The organism is Bacillus sp. T2.9-1, assembly GCF_950097965.1.
Classification (GTDB): domain Bacteria; phylum Bacillota; class Bacilli; order Bacillales; family Cytobacillaceae; genus Niallia; species Niallia hominis.
Genome location: NZ_CATNHG010000100.1, coordinates 18,289 through 36,608, shown reverse-complemented (window position 1 = coordinate 36,608; position 18,320 = coordinate 18,289). Strand labels below are relative to the sequence as shown.

The window sequence follows — 18,320 nt, the reverse complement described above, 5'->3', positions numbered from 1 at the left end:
GCTCCAAGTAAAGTGACAAAGTGCCTGAACTATTTCCAGTAAAGAACCAATATCAAATTAATGAAAAAGTGTTAAATTTAATATGGATAGGTGTTTTATATATGTCTCATTTGGCTAGGTCAGTTCACACCTCTAATCCCTTTTTTATTAATTATTTTTACTGTTAACTAATATATGTAGGTCTTTAGATACTGGCATAATGGACTACTTTGTACTAGTCTAAGAATATAATTTAACTAATCGACGAAAGGGCAAAATCATTGAAAAATGATGACGCAAAGCTATAGGGGCTTCAGGGTATAAAGGTAGACGGAATAATTTCCAATCATTCCATACTCTTGCCAGCCAGTTACCGAATATACCTTCGACGATTCAGATGAAGGGGACTAGAAAATTGAGACAGGAAAATAACGATGAATTAATAATAAAACGAGCAAGAATTGTGAAGGAACAAATTGATTCTATTGAAACTGGCCATATAGGAAGAGGCTTATTTTTCGGCATGCTCATAAGCACTCCATTATGGATTTCTTTTTTTTGATGGCTTCGTATTTTCCTTTTTTTATTGGAGAAGTAAAACCTAACCAACATGAAAATATTTTACTTATACGGAATAAGGGCATATAATCATGATAAGAATAGGCATGGAAACCATTAGGAAAGGAGCTTTCATAATGGAAGATTCAAAAGAGAAATTAGAACAAGAAATATCGGTAGCAGGAAAGCATTATTCCGAGGAAAAATTCTGGAAGAAACTTGCAAGGTTTGGTAAAAAAGCAGGTTCCTCTGTTGTTTATGCGGTTTTACTTTTATATTACACCTTACAAAAACCAAATGTACCTAAAAAAGTAAAAGCAACTATTATTGGAGCTTTAGGCTATTTTATCTTACCAATTGATTTAATACCTGATTTTCTAGTTGGGATAGGCTATACCGATGATTTAGGTGCTTTAGGGATTGCATTACTCCAAGTAGCCATGTATATTGATGATGATATTAAATCTAAAGCAAGAACAAAGCTTGCAGAGTGGTTTGGTAACAAAGTGGATACCACGGATATAGATAAAAAATTGCATTAACGAAAAAAAGATCTCTAATGTCCTAAAAATAAAGCAGGTGAAAAAATATCAACTATTTTCTTCGCTTGCTTTTTTATTCCCAAAAATCAAAGTAACCGAAAGCAAACAACCTAAGTATTTCTAGGATAATTATTAAAGTCAAGGCTAAACTATCTTTATCTTAAAAATAGGATGGTGTTATCTTTGTCTTATATATGGCAGTCAATCATACTTATACTTTCCGGAATATTGCTACTCCGTTTGGCTGGTAGAAAATCCATTTCTCAAATGACACTAGCTCAAACGGTTATTATGATTTCTTTAGGAACCATTATTGTTCAACCGATTGTCGAAAAAAGTACTTTTAAAGCTATTATTAGTGCGGGTATTTTTGTTGTCACTATACTCCTTTTAGAGTTCTTACAGCTTAGATCAAATCGATTTGAAAAGTTTATAACAGGTAAATCAAAAGTAGTGATTAATAACGGACAAATAAATAGTAAAGTGCTAAAAAAGTTAAGATTGACAGTAGATCAATTAGAAATGCGTTTAAGAAACAATGGTATCAGTAAAATAGAGGACATAAAACATGCGACAATCGAGCCTAATGGTCAATTAGGGTTTGAATATATGGAGAACGCCAAGCCTCTAACAGTTGGAGAATTTCAAAAAATAATGCATACGTATTTTTCGAATCCACAAAATCCTAATCCTACTCGGACCATGAGTAATGGAAACAATATCTTCAGCGAAATAAATGAGCAGGATCAGCATAATCCTAAGTGGCTTCAATAAATAAAAGGGACTCCAAAAGTCTGTAACATGACTTTCGGACAGTCCCTTTTTTGTTATTATAAAAACAACCCAACAATTGTCGCTGTTAAAGTAGAAGCAAGTGTTGCTGTTAATAACATTTTCAAACCGAATTTTGCAACGATATCTGCTTTTTTCGCATTAATCGCTTGTATCGATCCAGCAATAATCCCAATACTAGAGAAGTTTGCAAAAGATACAAGGAATGTAGAGACAATTCCTACTGTTTTCTCTGATAACTCCCCAATCATTGGCTGGAATTGCAGCATTGCTACAAATTCATTTGCAGCTAATTTCGTACCCATTACAGATCCAGCAGTTACAATTTCACTGACAGGTATCCCCATTATCCAAGCAACCGGCGCAAATACATATCCTAATAATCCAGTAAATCCGATTCCGAAAATACTTGTAAAGAAACCATCAATTAAAGCTAGTAAACCTACATAAGCAACTAGCATAGCGGCAACAATTAAAGCAACGCGTCCACCATCTAAAGCTCCTGCTGAGATTGCTCCAAATACAGAATTGGTGTTGGAAACATCTTTAATGTTAATTGTCTCATCTTCATCTTTTGAAATAGGAGCAACTAATGTTGCAATTATTAATGCAGATAATGCATTTAAAATCATAGCAGCAAGTACATATTGCGGAGGAATCATTTCCATATATGCTCCCATAATGGATGCAGATACAGATGCCATAGCAGATGTACAAACAATGAATAGCTTATTGGCATTCATAGAATCTAAGTGTGTTTTAATCGCAATAAGTGATTCAGATTGACCAAAGAAGATAGAGTTAATGCTATTAAATGTAACTACCTTTGATAACCCAGTAATTTTCGCCAATGCCCCACCAATATATTTAATCGCTAGCGGCAAAACTTTTATGTGGGTTAATAAAGATAATAAAGTAGAAGTGAAAATGATAAGCATCAGTACATTTATAAAAAATACACTTCCACCTTCTGGAACTAATCCACCTGTAACAAAACTAACACCTTCATTCCCATAGTTAAGAACTTTGGAAACTCCATTGGATGTAGCTTCAACTATTTTTAGTCCTACAGTAGTTTTAAACATTATTAGTGCAACAATAAATTCAAGCACAAATAATACGAGGATAGCTCTGAAATTAATCCTTTTTTTATCATTTGATAGTAAAAAGGCAATTGCTATCGTTACGATGATACCTAATATCCCAACTAAAATCGACATAGAAAATTCCTCCTAAATAAGAAACAAAAACAAGCCTTTCTCCTTAACATAAAACTATCTCAATATAGTTAATATGTTTTCGATAAGCATTGTTAATACATTAAAAACGATATACAGTTTTAGATGTTACCTTATATTTAGGCCATTGTCATCCTTTAATTGAATATCAGGTTAAATTAATAAAATTAAAACCTTTCAAAAAATTATCTAAATATATTTAATTTCTACGATTCAAAATTCTTTTCCAAAAATCACAGAAATAAAAGGAAGCAATTTTAGAAAGTACTCCCTAAAATTGCTTCCTTTTATCCTATTATATATTCTACTTCTTATTCTTTAATGAATATTTTCCTTTTCTTGCTTTGCAGTTTCATATGCATTATTCACACTGTGTAAAAGGACACTATTTTAAAGTACTTTCGCACTTTCCAATCCTTACTATTGTGTTATCTTTGCTTTTTTTGATAAAAAAAGCTGAACTATTTCTTCTTGACTATACTTTTGCAGGAGAAGAGAATCGATCATTTCTCGAACTGCACCATCTCCTCCATTTGATTCAGCTACAAATGCGACTTGATTTTTCACAAAATCAATCGCATTTTTGGGAGCACATGGCCATCCTACCTTTGTTAAAATAGGAATATCGTTGAGATCATCACCCATATAGCATACTTCCTCAAACCCTATTCCTATTTCATCGATTATCTTCTGAAGTGTTATCAACTTATCATGAATTCCTTCAAAAACATAGTCAAATTTTAACTCTTCTGCTCTTTTTCTAACTGCTTCAGACTTCCTGCCCGTTATAATAGCAGTCTTTATCCCTACTTGTTTAGCTAGACTAATCCCCATTCCGTCCTGGGTATGAAAAGCTTTATACTCCGTTCCGTCTGAACCAATATACAGTCTCCCATCTGTTAATACTCCATCCACGTCTAATACAATTAACTTAATCGCCATGTAATTACTTAAATGCCTAACTTCATTAAATCATGGAGATGGAGCATTCCAACTGGTTTATTATAGGGATCCACAATTGGGAGTACGGTTATTTCTTTCTCCTCCATTAATTGCAGGGCTTCAGCAGCTAAAGCACCTCTTTCAATTACAATCGACGGAGCAGAGATTAAATTTTCGACATTTTCATTCATGACATCCATCGAGAGGGCAAAGGCTCTACGGATATCTCCATCTGTAAGAACCCCTATTAATTGATCGTTTTCATTCACAATCGATGCTGCTCCTAAACCTTGATCTGTCATCGCAAATAAGGCATCTTTCACTTTGTCTCCTTCTCGGACAATAGGGTTTTTCCTCGTATGAAAAATAATATCGTCGACCTTTAATAATAATTTCCTACCCAAAGAACCATTTGGATGATAAAGTGCAAAATCCTCTGGTCTAAACTTTCGTGCTTCTAATAACGCAATAGCAATAGCATCGCCTAAGGCAAGGGTTACAGTTGTGCTTGTTGTTGGTGCTAAGCCTAACGGACATGCTTCTTCAAACTCCCCTAGACATAGAGCTACATCAGCCTTCATTGCTAAAGTGGAAAATACATTTTTCGTAATAGCAATTAACTTCGCTCCAATCGTTTCTATGGAAGGAAGTAATCGTAGTACTTCATCACTTTCTCCACTATTTGAAATAGCGAGTACAACATCATCTGAAGTCACCATCCCTAAATCTCCATGCAACCCTTCAGATGGATGCAAATAGCAGGATGGTGTTCCTGTGCTTGAGAAAGTCGCCTGTATCTTTCTACCAATAATACCTGACTTTCCTATACCCGTTACCACTACCTTCCCTTCACAGGATAAAATTAGTTGAATGGCATCTTCTACTGAATTATCCAACATATCTCTTAAATCCAATATTGCTTGTGCTTCTTTTTCTAAAACGTTTGCTAATGTATCTGTGTAATCGAATTTCGGTAAATTAATTTCTTGCATATAAATCACTCCCATTCTTACAGATTTTTCACCAGTGCATCAATCTCCACTATTGGCTTTAACACTTCCTCTAACTCGGCTAATTTCACCATGTTTGGTCCATCAGACATTGCTTCATCAGGATTCGGATGAACCTCCATAAATATGGAAGAAATCCCTACTGCAGCTGCAGCTCTTGATAAATAGGGAACAAATTCTCTTTTTCCACCAGTTGTTGTTCCATTGCCGCCTGGTATTTGAACACTATGTGTGGCATCAAAAACGACTGGTACCCCTAATTCCTGCATCGTTATAAGAGATCGCATATCCACAACTAAATTATTATAGCCAAATGTGGAACCACGTTCCGTTAATAAAATCTGTTCATTTCCGCTCTCTCTTAACTTAGTAACAACATTTTTCATATCCCACGGTGCCAAAAACTGTCCCTTTTTCACATTCACAATCTTTCCTGTTTCTGCGGCAGCAACCAATAAATCAGTTTGTCTGCATAAAAAAGCTGGTATTTGCAATACATCCAATACTTCTGCTGCAACAATCGCTTGGGCTCGCTCATGAATATCTGATGTAACTGGCACATCAAATGTTTCTTTTACCTTAGCTAACATTTCAAGACCTTTCTCCAAACCTGGTCCTCGAAAAGAATGAATGGAAGAGCGATTTGCTTTGTCATAGGATGCCTTGAAGATAAAAGGGATGTTTAGCTTTGTTGTTAATTCCTTTAGGTGTTCAGCCGTTTCCATAACAAGTTTCTCATCCTCCATAACACAGGGACCAGCAATTAGAACAAAGGGTTCCATGCCTCCAAAGACAATAGTATCGTTTAATATAACTTTTTGTGTAATGGTACATACCTCCTCTATAAATGAATTTCCTTAAAATTATTCTGAATGATGTTTTATAAGCAAAATGTGGTAGATGAGATGGATAAGGGAAAGGATATTTTTTGGAATTTTCTAATTATATACCGTGTAGTTTACATAATATATGAAAGAAGATGTTTTGAAAAGGATTTTGTTACATTATCTGACACACTTTTTTTATTTCCCCCTAAAACATCGTTATTTTTCTGACAAAAAAAGACTTTCCGTTATATTAGGAAAGTCTCTCTTCATAAAGCTTTGCCTTAGGAAATGAATTAAGCTATTGTCTTTTCTTCCATTTGAGTTGTTTTGACTCGAGAACCTGGAATAATATTAAATAAAATATTTAATATTATCGCGGTTATTCCACCTGCCACGATACCACTTTGGAAAAGAATGCGGATGCTTTCTGGGAATTTCATAAAAATATCAGGAACGACAGTTACACCAAGTCCCATCCCTATTGAGCATGCAAGAATTAATAAGTTACCTTGTTGATTAAAGTCTACTTTTCCAAGCATTTTAATACCATAGGACACTACCATTCCAAACATCGCAAGAGAAGCTCCCCCAAGGACTGGAGTTGGAATCAATGTTGTGATAGCTGCAATTTTAGGAATAAAGCCTAAAATAATTAAAATCGTACCAGCTGCATAAATGACATTTTTCGTTTTTACACCTGTTAGCTGAACAAGCCCAACATTTTGCGAATACGCAGTGTAAGGGAATGAATTAAATATTCCACCAATAACAGATGCCACTCCTTCTGAACGATAGCCCTTCGCTAGATCCTTTTCAGATACCTCTTTGTTTGTAATATCTCCGAGTGCTAGATAAACGCCTGTTGATTCAATTAAACTCACAATAGCAACAAGTGTCATCGTAATGATAGAAGTAAGATCGAAGGTTGGAGCCCCGAAATAAAACGGAGTAATTCCATGAAGCCACTTTGCTTCTCCTACCTCTGAAAAATGAACCATCCCCATAAATGATGCAATAATGGTTCCAATAATAATACCAAGTAAAATAGAGATTGTTTTGATAAATCCAGTTGTAAACTTATTAAGTAAAATAATGATTGCTAACACACCAAAAGCAAGAACTAAATTTTTTAGGTTACCAAAATCTGCACTACCTTCTCCACCAGCCATATCATTAAAGGCTACAGGAATTAAAGTAAGACCTATGATTGTAACAACAGAGCCAGTAACAACTGGCGGAAAGAATTTTACTAGTTTGCTGAAAATAGATGAAATAAGAACGACAATAATACCAGAAACAATAATTGCTCCATAAATAGCGGATATTCCATGCTTAGTTCCAATTGCAATCATTGGACCAACAGCTGTAAATGTACAACCTAACATAACAGGAAGACCGATCCCAAAGAATTTGTTTTTCCAAACCTGTAACAATGTCGCTACCCCACAAGTTAATAGGTCGATTGAAATAAGGTATGCTAATTGTTCTGATGTTAAGTTTAGAGCCCCACCAACGATTAAAGGTACGAGCACAGCACCTGCATACATCGCTAGTACATGTTGTAGACCTACAGACCAAGTTTTTACTGTCATTTTTTCCATTTTAATATCCTCCTGCATAAATGCCTTCGTTTATTCGTTGTTCAGCAAATGTAACTTTTCCACTCTTTAAAGATGCAATTCTTGCTAAAGACTCTAATCGATAGCCTTTTGCGATTAACTCTTCTGCTCCTTGCTGGAATGATTTTTCGATCAATATCCCAATCCCACTTACAGTCGCACCAGCTTGCTCGACAATGTTCGCTAAGCCAAGAGCCGCCTGTCCATTAGCCAAAAAGTCATCAATTACTAGAACATGGTCTTCTGGATGAATATACTTTTTAGAAACAGTAATTTCATTTGACTCTCGTTTAGTAAAGGAATAAACCGTTGCTGTATACAAATCACTTGTTAATGTCAGGGATTTTCTTTTTCTTGCAAAAATTACAGGAACATCTAATGCCAGCCCTGCCATTATAGCTGGTGCGATACCAGATGACTCTATTGTTAAGATTCTAGTAATTCCTGCTTCTTTAAACAATCTAGCAAATTCAAGGCCAATCTCTTTCATCAGATGAGGGTCCATTTGGTGATTAATGAATGAATCTACTTTTAATACATGATCACTTAAAACAATACCTTCTTCTTCAATTTTCTTCTTCAATAAATCCATTAACTAGACTCTCTCCTTTTTTAGAGGACAGTGTTACCAAAGTATTCGTAATGACTGTCCTCTCTTAATACGAAAAAAAGCACATTCGCTTACTCTATGAGTAAGCGAATGTGCTTTTTCGAGCAAAATAAACTGCTCTATTTAGGCAATAGATCAGTATATCTCCATTTTTATGCGCTTACCCGTAGTCAGATGATTAACGGTCATCTGGTAGAAACTTGCAGGCCATATTCCTGCTATTATACGAGTGGTTATTTTGTTAGATTATTTGACAACATAATGGATTATAACGGATTTTCTTTGAAATGAAAACCATAATTTTTTAAAGGGGAAAAGTTTCCATCTATTTTTATTATAACATCCATTAGGCACTAATATTCTGACAATTTTTCAACATTCTCAAAACTCTATTTACAGTTTATTTGAGTAATCATTTAATTTTTTAGCCATTTCTAATATTTGTTCCATAATAACCGATGTATGCTGAATCGAGTCTGCTTGTTTTTCACCAATTGCCGCAATTTTTTCAATTGATTCATTGATTGCATTAGTAGTGCTTCTAATTTCTTCCATCGTTTGAGAAATAGTTTGTGTAAAGTTGACTGTTTCTTTTGAGAATTTACGTATTTCATTCGCTACTACCTCAAAGCCCTTCCCCTTTTCTCCAGCTCTTGCTGCTTCAATAGCAGCATTTAATCCTAATAGATTCGTCTGATCGGCCACTTTTTTTATAATCGAAACTACTTCACTCGTTTTCCTTATATTTTCTTCTGCAACATTTGATTGCTCTAAAAGTAGTTTGGAAAAATCCACTAAGGAATGCGATCCATCGGCTATGTTATTAATATGTTCTTGTGATTGTGATAAAGATCTTGTTATTTCATCTACGATATTTCGTATCTCTGTTTGCCTTTTTAACTGAACAGCTATTCCGCCAATCACTTCTCCTTTTGTATTGATAATCGGAGAAGCTGTTCCAATAAATTCAAAACCGTAAAAATCTGCTGGCACCTCTTGCTTTAACGTTTTCTTTTCACGTATTGCCTCTTTTAATGGTTCATCAGGCTGCAGAGCTTGATTCGGTTTAATATGTAAATCAATAACCTTTCCAGGAAAATAAGCAATAAATTTGTCCCTATCGCAAATTGCAATAGAGAGATCAGCAGGAATTGCTGCTTTAATAATGGGAACTATAGGGATAATATCTTCTAAGGATTCTACTTGTTTAATCACAGTTGTCGCACTCCAATCTTTCTAAATCACTTCAACATACTACCATAAACATACCATATTTTCACAATTTTTTACTTTTGATTTCGACTCTTTCGTATTGGAATATATTGCAACATGTTATAATGATATTAGTTCTCTTCTTATTATTGACAAAAAAGAGAATTAAAACCTAACTATTATGTGGTGATTTCCCTGTTTAAAATACTATTAATCGAAGATGATCAAACATTATTTCATGCCATAAAGGAACGCTTAGAGCAATGGTCCTATGAAGCTTTTGGAATAAATGATTTCAATAGAGTCATGCAGGAATTTACGGAGATAAAACCTGATTTAGTGCTTATCGATATCCAGCTTCCTAAATATGATGGATTTCATTGGTGTCGAATGATAAGGGGCCATTCAAACGTGCCAATTATATTCCTATCCTCAAGAGATCACCCAACTGACATGGTTATGTCGATGCAGCTCGGAGCAGATGACTTTGTGCAAAAACCGTTTCATTTTGATGTCTTAATTGCAAAAATACAGGCAATTCTCCGCCGTGTTTATAATTACAGCTTAGAGCAGTCGCTACTTAAAACATGGTGCGATGCCACAATAGATTTTGAAAAAAATACGGTAACTTCTACTGTTGGAGAAATTGAACTAACGAAAAATGAAATGTTCATCTTAAAAATCCTACTAGAGCAGAAAAATAAAATCGTCTCTAGAGATCATCTTATAAATGAACTTTGGAATGATAAACGGTTCGTTAGCGACAATACGTTAACAGTAAATGTAAATCGTTTACGAAAAAAACTCGATGAGCTCCATCTTGGTAGCAATATAGAAACAAAAGTTGGCCAAGGATATATGGCGATTGAAGAGGACATAAAATGATTAAACAATATTTAATTGAAAAAAAAAGCTGGATTATCTTTATTCTATTTCTACAACTGTTTCAATTATTTATGGCAAGTATCGATGAGACCATCTCTTTTTATTCAATGGTCTATATTTGCTTTATTAGCATGCTTTTGTTTCTACTCTTTTCAATCTTTCAATATCAAAAGGAAACAAACTTTTATAAAGGGCTTTCTACCCGAGAGGATGATTTAGACCTTACATCCTTACCAAAAGCAAAAACACCTTTTGAGAAAATCATGGAGGACAGTTTTACACAGCAGACTGCCATTCTAATGAAAGAGCGCAATCAAAATCTTGAACAGCTTGAACGTGAAAAAGATGAACTGCTTTCATGGATTCACGAAGTAAAAACACCGTTAACGGCATTGCGTTTATTGATTGACTCCATTGATAATCATGAAATAAAAGCATCCCTAACGTTCGAGTGGCTGAGAATTCATCATTTGCTGGATCAACAGCTCCACCAAAAACGGTTTCCCTTTATTCAAAATGATCTATATATCGAAAGTATCGATCTCGAGAATATCCTTTTCGATGAAATCAAGGCATTACAATCTTGGTGCATACAAAAAGGGATTGGCTTTGATATCGAGTTACAAAAGACCACTGTACTAACAGATGGAAAATGGCTTTCTTTTGTTGTGAGACAACTGATTAGTAATGCTGTGAAATATAGTAGCAAGGGAGATATTATCCTAAAAAGCTATGACCATCATGGTTATACATGTTTGAAAATTGCGGATAGCGGGATTGGAATCGCCATTCAGGATTTGCCTAGAATTTTTGATAAAGGCTTCACTTCTACCGCTAAACATCAAAATAATCATGCGACAGGCATGGGATTATATCTATCCAAAAAAATTGCAGACGCTCTAAAAATCATCATCGAGGTGGATTCAAAGGTAGATGAAGGAACAACAGTGACTCTAACATTTCCGAAAAACAATGCATTTGATCAACTTCATCATTAATTAAAATGTTTGTGGGAGGCATCGTGACAAAAATGTCACATGCCTCTTTTATTTGTTCGCCAAATCGAAGGAATGTATAAAAATCCTTTTATATAATGAATCTATCATGTATAGGAGTGTGAAAAAAATGGACATATTAGTTGCTTCAAAAGTTCATAAAAGTTATGGGAATAAAGCAAATCGCCAGGAAGTGCTTAAAGGTGTAGACTTAAGCGTCCAAAAAGCTGAATTTGTCAGCATTATGGGGGCATCGGGTTCGGGAAAGACTACGCTTTTAAACGTCCTTTCTTCCATTGACCAAGCTACCGGTGGAACCATTCACATTGTTGAAAAAGAAATTACACGTCTAAAGGAAAAACAGTTAGCTGAATTCCGAAAAAATCATTTAGGATTTATCTTTCAAGATTATAATTTACTCGATACTTTAACAGTAAAAGAAAATATTCTTTTGCCATTATCCATTACAAAGACACCACAAAAAGAGGCACATCAACGCTTTGATAAATTAGCAAAAGACCTAGGTATTTACGAGATAAAGAATAAGTATCCAAACGAGATATCAGGAGGGCAAAAACAACGAACGTCTGCAGCAAGGGCATTCATCCATGAGCCAGACATTATTTTTGCTGATGAACCGACTGGAGCGCTTGATTCGAAATCCGCTTCTGATTTATTAAATAAATTAAGCCATCTAAATCAAACAAGAAATGCAACAATCCTCATGGTTACACATGATGCAGTAGCTGCAAGCTATTGCAGCAGAGTAGTTTTCATTAAAGATGGACAAATTTATACACAGCTTTATAAAGGGGATCAAGATAGACAACGTTTTTTCCAAGATATTATCAAAACACAAGGAATTTTGGGTGGTGTGCAAAATGACTTTAAGTAATCTAGTCATTCGTAATCTCAAAAAAAATATAAAATACTATTATCTATATATTTTTGCCTTAGTATTTAGTGTTTCATTGTATTTTTCCTTTGTGACATTACAATATGATCCGTCAATGGATGCTGCCGGGAACACAGTGAAAGGTGCTGCTGCCATTAAAGCTGCTTCCTTATTATTAGTTGCTATCGTTTCGATTTTTCTCCTTTACGCTAATACGATTTTTATTAAACGGCGCGGAAAAGAAATTGGCTTGTTTCAATTGATTGGAATGACGAAAAGCAGAATCTTTCGTTTGTTAACACTGGAAAATTTCATCTTATACTTTTTATCTATCATTATTGGTATTTTTATCGGATTTTCTTTTTCAAAAGTAACCGTCATGATTTTATTTAAAGTAACTGGTGTAACAGCCATTACCAAGCTTCACTTTTCTACCGAGGCTCTTGTGCAAACAATCATAGTTTTTTGTATCATATACATTTTCATTATGTTAATGAATTATATTTTCATTAAAAGACAGACCATCCTTTCCTTATTCCGTATTACTTCTTCTACACAAGCACGAGTGAAGAAAATGTCAGTATGGGAAATAATCATTGGTATTGTTGGCATTGTCTTTATTATTAGCGGCTATTTTATCTCTTCAAAACTATTTAGTGGTTCTTTTCAAACAATGAATATGCTATTTATGGCAATGATTTCGATTCTATCCCTTGTAATAATTGGAACCTATTTGTTTTATAAGGGATCCGTTAGTTTTCTATTCAACCTTATTCGCAAAAAGAAAAATGGTTACATTAATATTAATCAAGTTCTTTCCTTATCTAGTATTATGTTTCGTATGAAATCGAACTCTATTTTATTAACGATAATCACATCTGTATCGGCGCTAGCAATAGGCTTATTATGCTTAAGCTATATATCCTACTATTCTGCTGAAAAAACAGCGAAGGAAACTGTTCCAGCAGATTTCACCTTTGCTCATTCAGAAGATGCCGAAGCATTCTCTAAGCTACTGAATAAACAAGAAATCGCTTATAAGGAAGAAAGAATTCCTGTTATTCAAGCAGATTTCAATGTAAAAGACATCTTGAACGACATTCCAGGCGAATCCACCCTAGATTCTACCAAGATGCAATTGCCTGTCATTAGCGAAGAATATGTAAAGGGTGTGAGCTTATCAAAAGAGGAAGTAGCTTTCACTAGGTATAGTTCTGCATTAGAAAAGTTTATAAACCTAAAGTCAAAAGGAACTATTTCCATTTTGGTCAATGGAAGCTCACTCTCATTAAATTATGTAGGACAAAAGGATCTATTCCTTATCCCTTATACCTTTACTAGTGGCGGACTTCCAACCGTTATTGTCGACTCATCTGTTTTTCATTTACTAGAAAAGAATATGGATGAAAGTATCCAAACACCATCTAATATATATATTGGAATTCATATTAACAAGGACCATGAAATCGCAGCTGCAAATAAACTTTATCAACAGCTATCTTTAGAAAATTCAAGTTCTATTTCACGCTATGATAGAATCCAAACCCAAAAAGAAATGATGGGTTTGACAATGTTTATCGTCGGTTTTCTTGGACTTACCTTTCTCATAACGTCTGGTTGTATTCTCTATTTTAAACAAATGGATGAAGGAGAAGAAGAAAAATATACTTATACCATTCTCCGCAAATTAGGATATACACAGAATGACTTATTAAATGGAATCAAAATAAAACAGCTATTTAACTTTGGTATCCCATTACTAGTCGGCTTGCTTCATAGTTATTTTGCTGTTCAGTCTGGCTGGTTTTTCTTCGGGACAGAATTATGGGCTCCCATGTTCATCGTAATGGGACTCTATGCAGTACTCTATTCGATATTTGGGATTCTATCTGTTGCTTTTTATAAAAAAATTATAGCCGATGCTTTGTAGTATTAGCTATGAAAGCGGAGAAAATGTTCAATAACTGGAGCAAAAAATAACCGGCTATTTTCGAAGATTTATTTTTAAATGGTTTTACTAAATACAAAAAGGAATCAAACATAACTGTCTGATTCCTTTTTATATTAGTTCGCTTCTTGACTCCAGCCAAAAAGTTGATTATCTCGCTGCTCCGATTCTAAAACCGCATGGTGAAATGCTCTAAAATCAATCGGCTGATCCTTCTTCTCAGCAATCACCCTAATATATTCACCAATCTTCACCTTATTGCTTGGAGAAACTTGGCCAAATGGTATTTCTGCTGATCTGCCGTAATAGACATTCACTGTTTTATTCGCTAATTTTACTTTCTTACTATTTATTAAATAACGTGAATTAGGAACCGTATAAACTGTCTCCCAATCACTTTCTGTCTCAAATTTAATTTTTGATAGATGTTCTCCTGCAGCTGAAATAAGAATAACATCTGGTTGTAAGTATTCGATAAGCTCATGCCATAATTTCACGCCACTAGCTTGAAGGTCTTTCTTTGCTTCTTTGCTTAAACTATCCCAAGTAGGATTCGTTGCAAGCGGTGAGCAAATATCTGTATGCAATGCCGTATTTTCTTTATTACCATAAAAGCTTGCATTTAATCCATTCAAAATCGGTTCAAAAGAAGGCTCATACCATGCTTTATATGGGTCTTTTTCAAAATACTGGTCAAGTGCAGTAATATATTGTTGATTGAATTGATAGTGATGGTCTCGTTTCATTGATTGAAACCTTTGGAAAGGGTCAGGGTCAGGGAAATCGCGCCTAGACGGATTTAGACCTACAGTAATGATGCGGATAGGGGATTCAAAATACTTCTTACTATTACCAAAATACATAACTGGCATTGAAGGCTTTACAAGATACGGCCTCTCTTTCTTACTTTCATACATTTCCCAATACTTTTTAATTAATTCGGTTTGTACTGCCTGTTGAATAACAATAAAAATCATCCTTTCAATTTAGTAAAAAATATAGCAAGTCCACAAAAAGTGGAATTCCTTCTTCTCTATTATATATTATCTTTTGTCTATTGGTAAAGAATACGTCGTGTTTTATAAAAAAATCTTTTTTATGTGGAATAACTAAATATAACTATTAGAAAGGAAGCTGAAATACTTTCTAATAGCTATATTTATTTTCACAGTGATTTTCGTTACCTACTGCCTATTATTTGAGAACTTTTTGAAGACTTTCTCCTTTTTTGTTGCAATCATATCGATAAACATTGTCTTAAAATGGTCTTTTGTAATAGATGGTGTACTTGTATTTTTCGGGCTATTTTCTAATGGATAATATCGCTCCCATCGCTCTACCATTTCCTCTAGACTACATCCACTTAATGGGTGCACAGGAGGTTCAAGTTTAATTTCTGCCAGCTTTCGATCTAATGGAACAATCGATGGTGTATTTGTATCTTTATAAATATGCTCTAATTTATTCTTATTAAGAAAATCAATAAAGTGATCAAAATTCATAGCGTGTACCTTTGTAGGTGCTTGAAAGTCACTTTTCTCTATTATTCCAGACAAGGTTGTCTTGCTCGTTATTTTATTAGCCATTAACTTTGTTAGTTGATGGTACTCAGCTAATTCCCTCATTCGAGCATCCTTAGGAATAATTAAACTTGGGGTTCCTGCAATCGTTGCTGCAATATTCCCATGCAGCCTTGCTCCAAAACTCAGATCAGCATCTTTCATAAAGTCTAACCATGTAGGTACATTTAGGAAAAATCGGACTCTATTGTTCATATATACAGGATCTGACATTTTAATTGGATATTTTTTGCTTACTTCTGCTATGGATGGTGCTCCCAAATACGTTAATTTCAATTCTTTTAACCATTGCGGAATAAAATAATGATTTGGATATTCTTCCATCCCTCTAGCAATAAAGTCTAGGACCTTTTTTTGGGAACGACGAGAAGAATTAACACAGATTTTTGACTCTTTCGTTATATGAGTATTTCTTATATGTAATTCTCTTCCAAAGGTATACATGGAAGGACAGCCAATTACTACATGGTCAATGCCTTCACGAAAGCCTAAACGAGTTAGATATTTTGCTGTAATTTCTCCACGGACGCCAATTATAGATGATTTCTTTAAAACAGCTTGAACAAAATTTTTCACATCTTTATCGAATGGAAATCCTTCATTTAGCTTTGGTTCAAAAGGAGCTCTTAATCCGACGCCAATTACAATAACTGGGACTTTTAACTTATTGATTAATTTCGTATATCGTCTAAGGGATGGAATAAATTCATTCCGAAAAGCGTCCGCTAATGGGATAACATAGCAATCATAATTTTCGTTTATTTCATCTGCTCTCTCAGGGCCATATGTATAATAATCTGGTGTAATCATTGTATCTTCAGTCATCAACGTCCGAAACACACTGAATTGATAGATTAGGTTTCCGATATTCCCACCAAAGGTATTATCAATCATCATTTTTGCCGCATCAAATGGTTCTAAGGGTGACATACCAGCTCTTATTAATATTTTTTTCATATTCGCTTCTTCCCCACCACATTTTTTTATCGTACCTTTGTCCTACTTAGCCTGTGTTTATAAGACATGCATTTTTATATTTTTGACAGGATAGAATCCTTTTAAACCTAGCGTTTAAAGTGAATCCAAATTTAAATAAGCACCTCAATGTTTAACATGGGTGCTTATCTTTTTTACTTAAGTATTAATTCTAAAAGATTGTTGCTTCGGTTGTTTGAAGTACTTATGAAAAGGATGTCCTTTAAATAAAATCATATACGGCATCAACCTTACCTAAATACATTTGCAGCTTTCAATACTAGTTTGACAGACTTCCGATTTAATTGTCCTTCTAGCTTTTTAATTTTATTGTCTTTGTCTTTTACTTTCTTCTTCAATGCACTAATTTGTGGAGATTCCCCTGAATAGAATTTCTCCCATCTAGCAACCGTTTCTTCAATACTGCAAGCACTAATTGGTACTTCTAATGGAAGTAATGAAACGTTAGACAATCTTTCTTCCAATGGTATTCGTGCCGGTTGATTCGTTTCTTTATAAATATGATCGATTTTATTTTTATTCAGGAAATTAATATAGTTATCAAAATTCTCCGCTTGACGTTTTGTCGGCTGTTGGAAATCTACTTTATCAATTAAGTCAGATAATCTTGTTGTCTCATTAATTTCATTTGCCATCACATGTGTTAGCTGATGATATTCTGCCAACTCCCTCATCCGAGCATCTTTTGGAATAATGATGCTTGGTGTTCCAGATATAGTTGCAGTAATGTTCCCATGTAGTCTAGCTCCAAAGCTTAAATCGGCTTGACCAATAAAATCAAACCAAGTTGGCGCATTCAATGGATAACGAACTCTATTATTCGCATATGCTGCATCAGAAATCTTAACTGGATAATTGTTGCTGTCTGGCGCTATTGCTGGTGCACCTAAATGTACTAGTCTTAATTCTTTAAGCCATTGTGGAATAAAATAATGATTTGGATATTCCTGCATGCCTCTAGTAATAAAGTCAAGGACGTTTTTTGGCGATAATCGAGAAGAATTCACACAAACCATAGATTCTTTCGTAATATTTGTTTCTCTAATAGTCAATTCTCTGCCAAACGTATACATAGAAGGGCATCCAATTACAGTATGATCTACTCCTTCCTTAAAGCCCAAACCAGTCAAATACTTCGATGTAATCTCGCCTCGTAATCCAACTATATTTGATTTTTCTAAAACTGCTTTAATAAATTCTTTTACATCTTCATCAAAAGGAAAACCCTCATTTAATTTTGGTTCGAATGGAGCACGAAGCCCAACACCAATAACATAAACTGGAATCTTCAATTTTTTTATTAATTGTGTGTACTTACGTAACGTCGGAACAAATTCTTTCCGAAATGCATCTGCCAATGGAATGACATAACAGTCATATTTTTCATTAATTTCATCTGCTCTGGATGGTTCATAATCATAGTAATCTGGCGTTATGATTGTGTCCTCTGTCATTAATGTACGGAAAACACTATATTGATATATTAGGTTTCCAACATTCCCGCCAATCGAATTATTGTTTAGTATGTAAGATGCATCAAAAATATCCAGAGGTGACATGCCCGCTCTAATCAATATATTCTTCATTTTACTAACCCTTTCTATAAAACAAAATTAATAACATCATTTCTTCCGTTTTCTACTAACCTACTTGATAAATACCTAGTAACATCATTAGCACTTTTCATTTTTT

At 34.4% G+C, this 18,320-nt stretch carries 16 protein-coding genes, 1 pseudogene and 2 riboswitches; of the genes and pseudogenes, 7 read left to right on the top strand and 10 right to left on the bottom strand.

What is annotated here, in order from left to right; translation table 11 throughout:
• Positions 1–240 precede the first annotated feature (240 nt).
• Positions 241–357, top strand: a riboswitch (cyclic di-GMP riboswitch).
• A gap of 37 nt (positions 358–394) precedes the next feature.
• From QQZ16_RS14540 to QQZ16_RS14530, 3 genes are all read left to right on the top strand, one after another.
• Entirely contained in the window at positions 395–541 is a 147-nt protein-coding gene (locus tag QQZ16_RS14540; RefSeq protein ID WP_155986810.1) for a hypothetical protein, read from the top strand.
• Positions 542–674: 133 nt separating this feature from the next.
• On the top strand, positions 675–1,079 hold the full coding sequence (locus QQZ16_RS14535; RefSeq protein WP_031540431.1) for a YkvA family protein: 405 nt from the start codon (positions 675–677) through the stop codon (positions 1,077–1,079).
• Positions 1,080–1,262: 183 nt separating this feature from the next.
• Positions 1,263–1,853, top strand: coding sequence for a DUF421 domain-containing protein (locus QQZ16_RS14530; RefSeq protein ID WP_031540432.1), 591 nt, complete (start codon positions 1,263–1,265; stop codon positions 1,851–1,853).
• A 56-nt stretch (positions 1,854–1,909) separates the two neighbouring features.
• Here QQZ16_RS14530 and QQZ16_RS14525 read toward each other — a convergent pair whose 3' ends face one another.
• The 7 genes and pseudogenes from QQZ16_RS14525 to QQZ16_RS23260 form a co-directional block, all read right to left on the bottom strand.
• Positions 1,910–3,091: a NupC/NupG family nucleoside CNT transporter gene (locus QQZ16_RS14525; RefSeq protein ID WP_031540433.1), complete on the bottom strand. Its 1,182-nt coding sequence runs from the start codon at positions 3,089–3,091 to the stop codon at positions 1,910–1,912.
• Between the two features lie 438 nt (positions 3,092–3,529).
• The gene (locus tag QQZ16_RS14520; protein WP_031540434.1) at positions 3,530–4,051 is read right to left on the bottom strand and encodes a KdsC family phosphatase; all 522 of its coding nucleotides are present in this window, start codon (positions 4,049–4,051) and stop codon (positions 3,530–3,532) included.
• Between the two features lie 8 nt (positions 4,052–4,059).
• On the bottom strand, positions 4,060–5,043 hold the full coding sequence (locus QQZ16_RS14515) for a KpsF/GutQ family sugar-phosphate isomerase (RefSeq protein WP_031540435.1): 984 nt from the start codon (positions 5,041–5,043) through the stop codon (positions 4,060–4,062).
• 17 nt (positions 5,044–5,060) lie between these two features.
• Positions 5,061–5,888: a 3-deoxy-8-phosphooctulonate synthase gene (kdsA, locus tag QQZ16_RS14510; RefSeq protein ID WP_031540436.1), complete on the bottom strand. Its 828-nt coding sequence runs from the start codon at positions 5,886–5,888 to the stop codon at positions 5,061–5,063.
• Between the two features lie 293 nt (positions 5,889–6,181).
• Complete coding sequence (locus QQZ16_RS14505) at positions 6,182–7,489, bottom strand: nucleobase:cation symporter-2 family protein (protein WP_235252426.1); 1,308 nt, start codon at positions 7,487–7,489, stop codon at positions 6,182–6,184.
• A gap of 1 nt (position 7,490) precedes the next feature.
• The gene (locus QQZ16_RS14500) at positions 7,491–8,099 is read right to left on the bottom strand and encodes a xanthine phosphoribosyltransferase (RefSeq protein ID WP_235252427.1); all 609 of its coding nucleotides are present in this window, start codon (positions 8,097–8,099) and stop codon (positions 7,491–7,493) included.
• 165 nt (positions 8,100–8,264) lie between these two features.
• A riboswitch (purine riboswitch) is annotated at positions 8,265–8,366 on the bottom strand.
• A gap of 144 nt (positions 8,367–8,510) precedes the next feature.
• Positions 8,511–8,825, bottom strand: a pseudogene (locus QQZ16_RS23260) (methyl-accepting chemotaxis protein); the annotation flags it as partial.
• A 699-nt stretch (positions 8,826–9,524) separates the two neighbouring features.
• Between QQZ16_RS23260 and QQZ16_RS14490 the strand changes: the two are divergent.
• The 4 genes from QQZ16_RS14490 to QQZ16_RS14475 all read left to right on the top strand — a co-directional run bounded on the left by QQZ16_RS14490 (position 9,525) and on the right by QQZ16_RS14475 (position 14,034).
• Positions 9,525–10,214, top strand: a complete 690-nt coding sequence (locus QQZ16_RS14490) for a response regulator transcription factor (protein ID WP_284561459.1) — start codon at positions 9,525–9,527, stop codon at positions 10,212–10,214.
• Positions 10,211–11,212: a sensor histidine kinase gene (locus QQZ16_RS14485; protein WP_284561456.1), complete on the top strand. Its 1,002-nt coding sequence runs from the start codon at positions 10,211–10,213 to the stop codon at positions 11,210–11,212. Before QQZ16_RS14490 ends, QQZ16_RS14485 begins: the two co-directional genes overlap by 4 nt.
• Positions 11,213–11,339: 127 nt before the next feature.
• Complete coding sequence (locus tag QQZ16_RS14480) at positions 11,340–12,104, top strand: ABC transporter ATP-binding protein (protein ID WP_031540442.1); 765 nt, start codon at positions 11,340–11,342, stop codon at positions 12,102–12,104.
• Positions 12,091–14,034, top strand: coding sequence for an FtsX-like permease family protein (locus tag QQZ16_RS14475; RefSeq protein WP_251627647.1), 1,944 nt, complete (start codon positions 12,091–12,093; stop codon positions 14,032–14,034). The genes QQZ16_RS14480 and QQZ16_RS14475 overlap by 14 nt, the downstream gene beginning before the upstream one ends.
• Before the next feature lie 134 nt (positions 14,035–14,168).
• Here QQZ16_RS14475 and QQZ16_RS14470 read toward each other — a convergent pair whose 3' ends face one another.
• From QQZ16_RS14470 to QQZ16_RS14460, 3 genes are all read right to left on the bottom strand, one after another.
• On the bottom strand, positions 14,169–14,924 hold the full coding sequence (locus QQZ16_RS14470; protein WP_251627648.1) for a hypothetical protein: 756 nt from the start codon (positions 14,922–14,924) through the stop codon (positions 14,169–14,171).
• 312 nt (positions 14,925–15,236) lie between these two features.
• Positions 15,237–16,589 (bottom strand): polysaccharide pyruvyl transferase family protein, encoded by a 1,353-nt coding sequence (locus QQZ16_RS14465; RefSeq protein WP_251627649.1) that lies wholly within the window; start codon positions 16,587–16,589, stop codon positions 15,237–15,239.
• A gap of 269 nt (positions 16,590–16,858) precedes the next feature.
• On the bottom strand, positions 16,859–18,214 hold the full coding sequence (locus tag QQZ16_RS14460) for a polysaccharide pyruvyl transferase family protein (protein WP_284561455.1): 1,356 nt from the start codon (positions 18,212–18,214) through the stop codon (positions 16,859–16,861).
• Positions 18,215–18,320 lie beyond the last annotated feature (106 nt).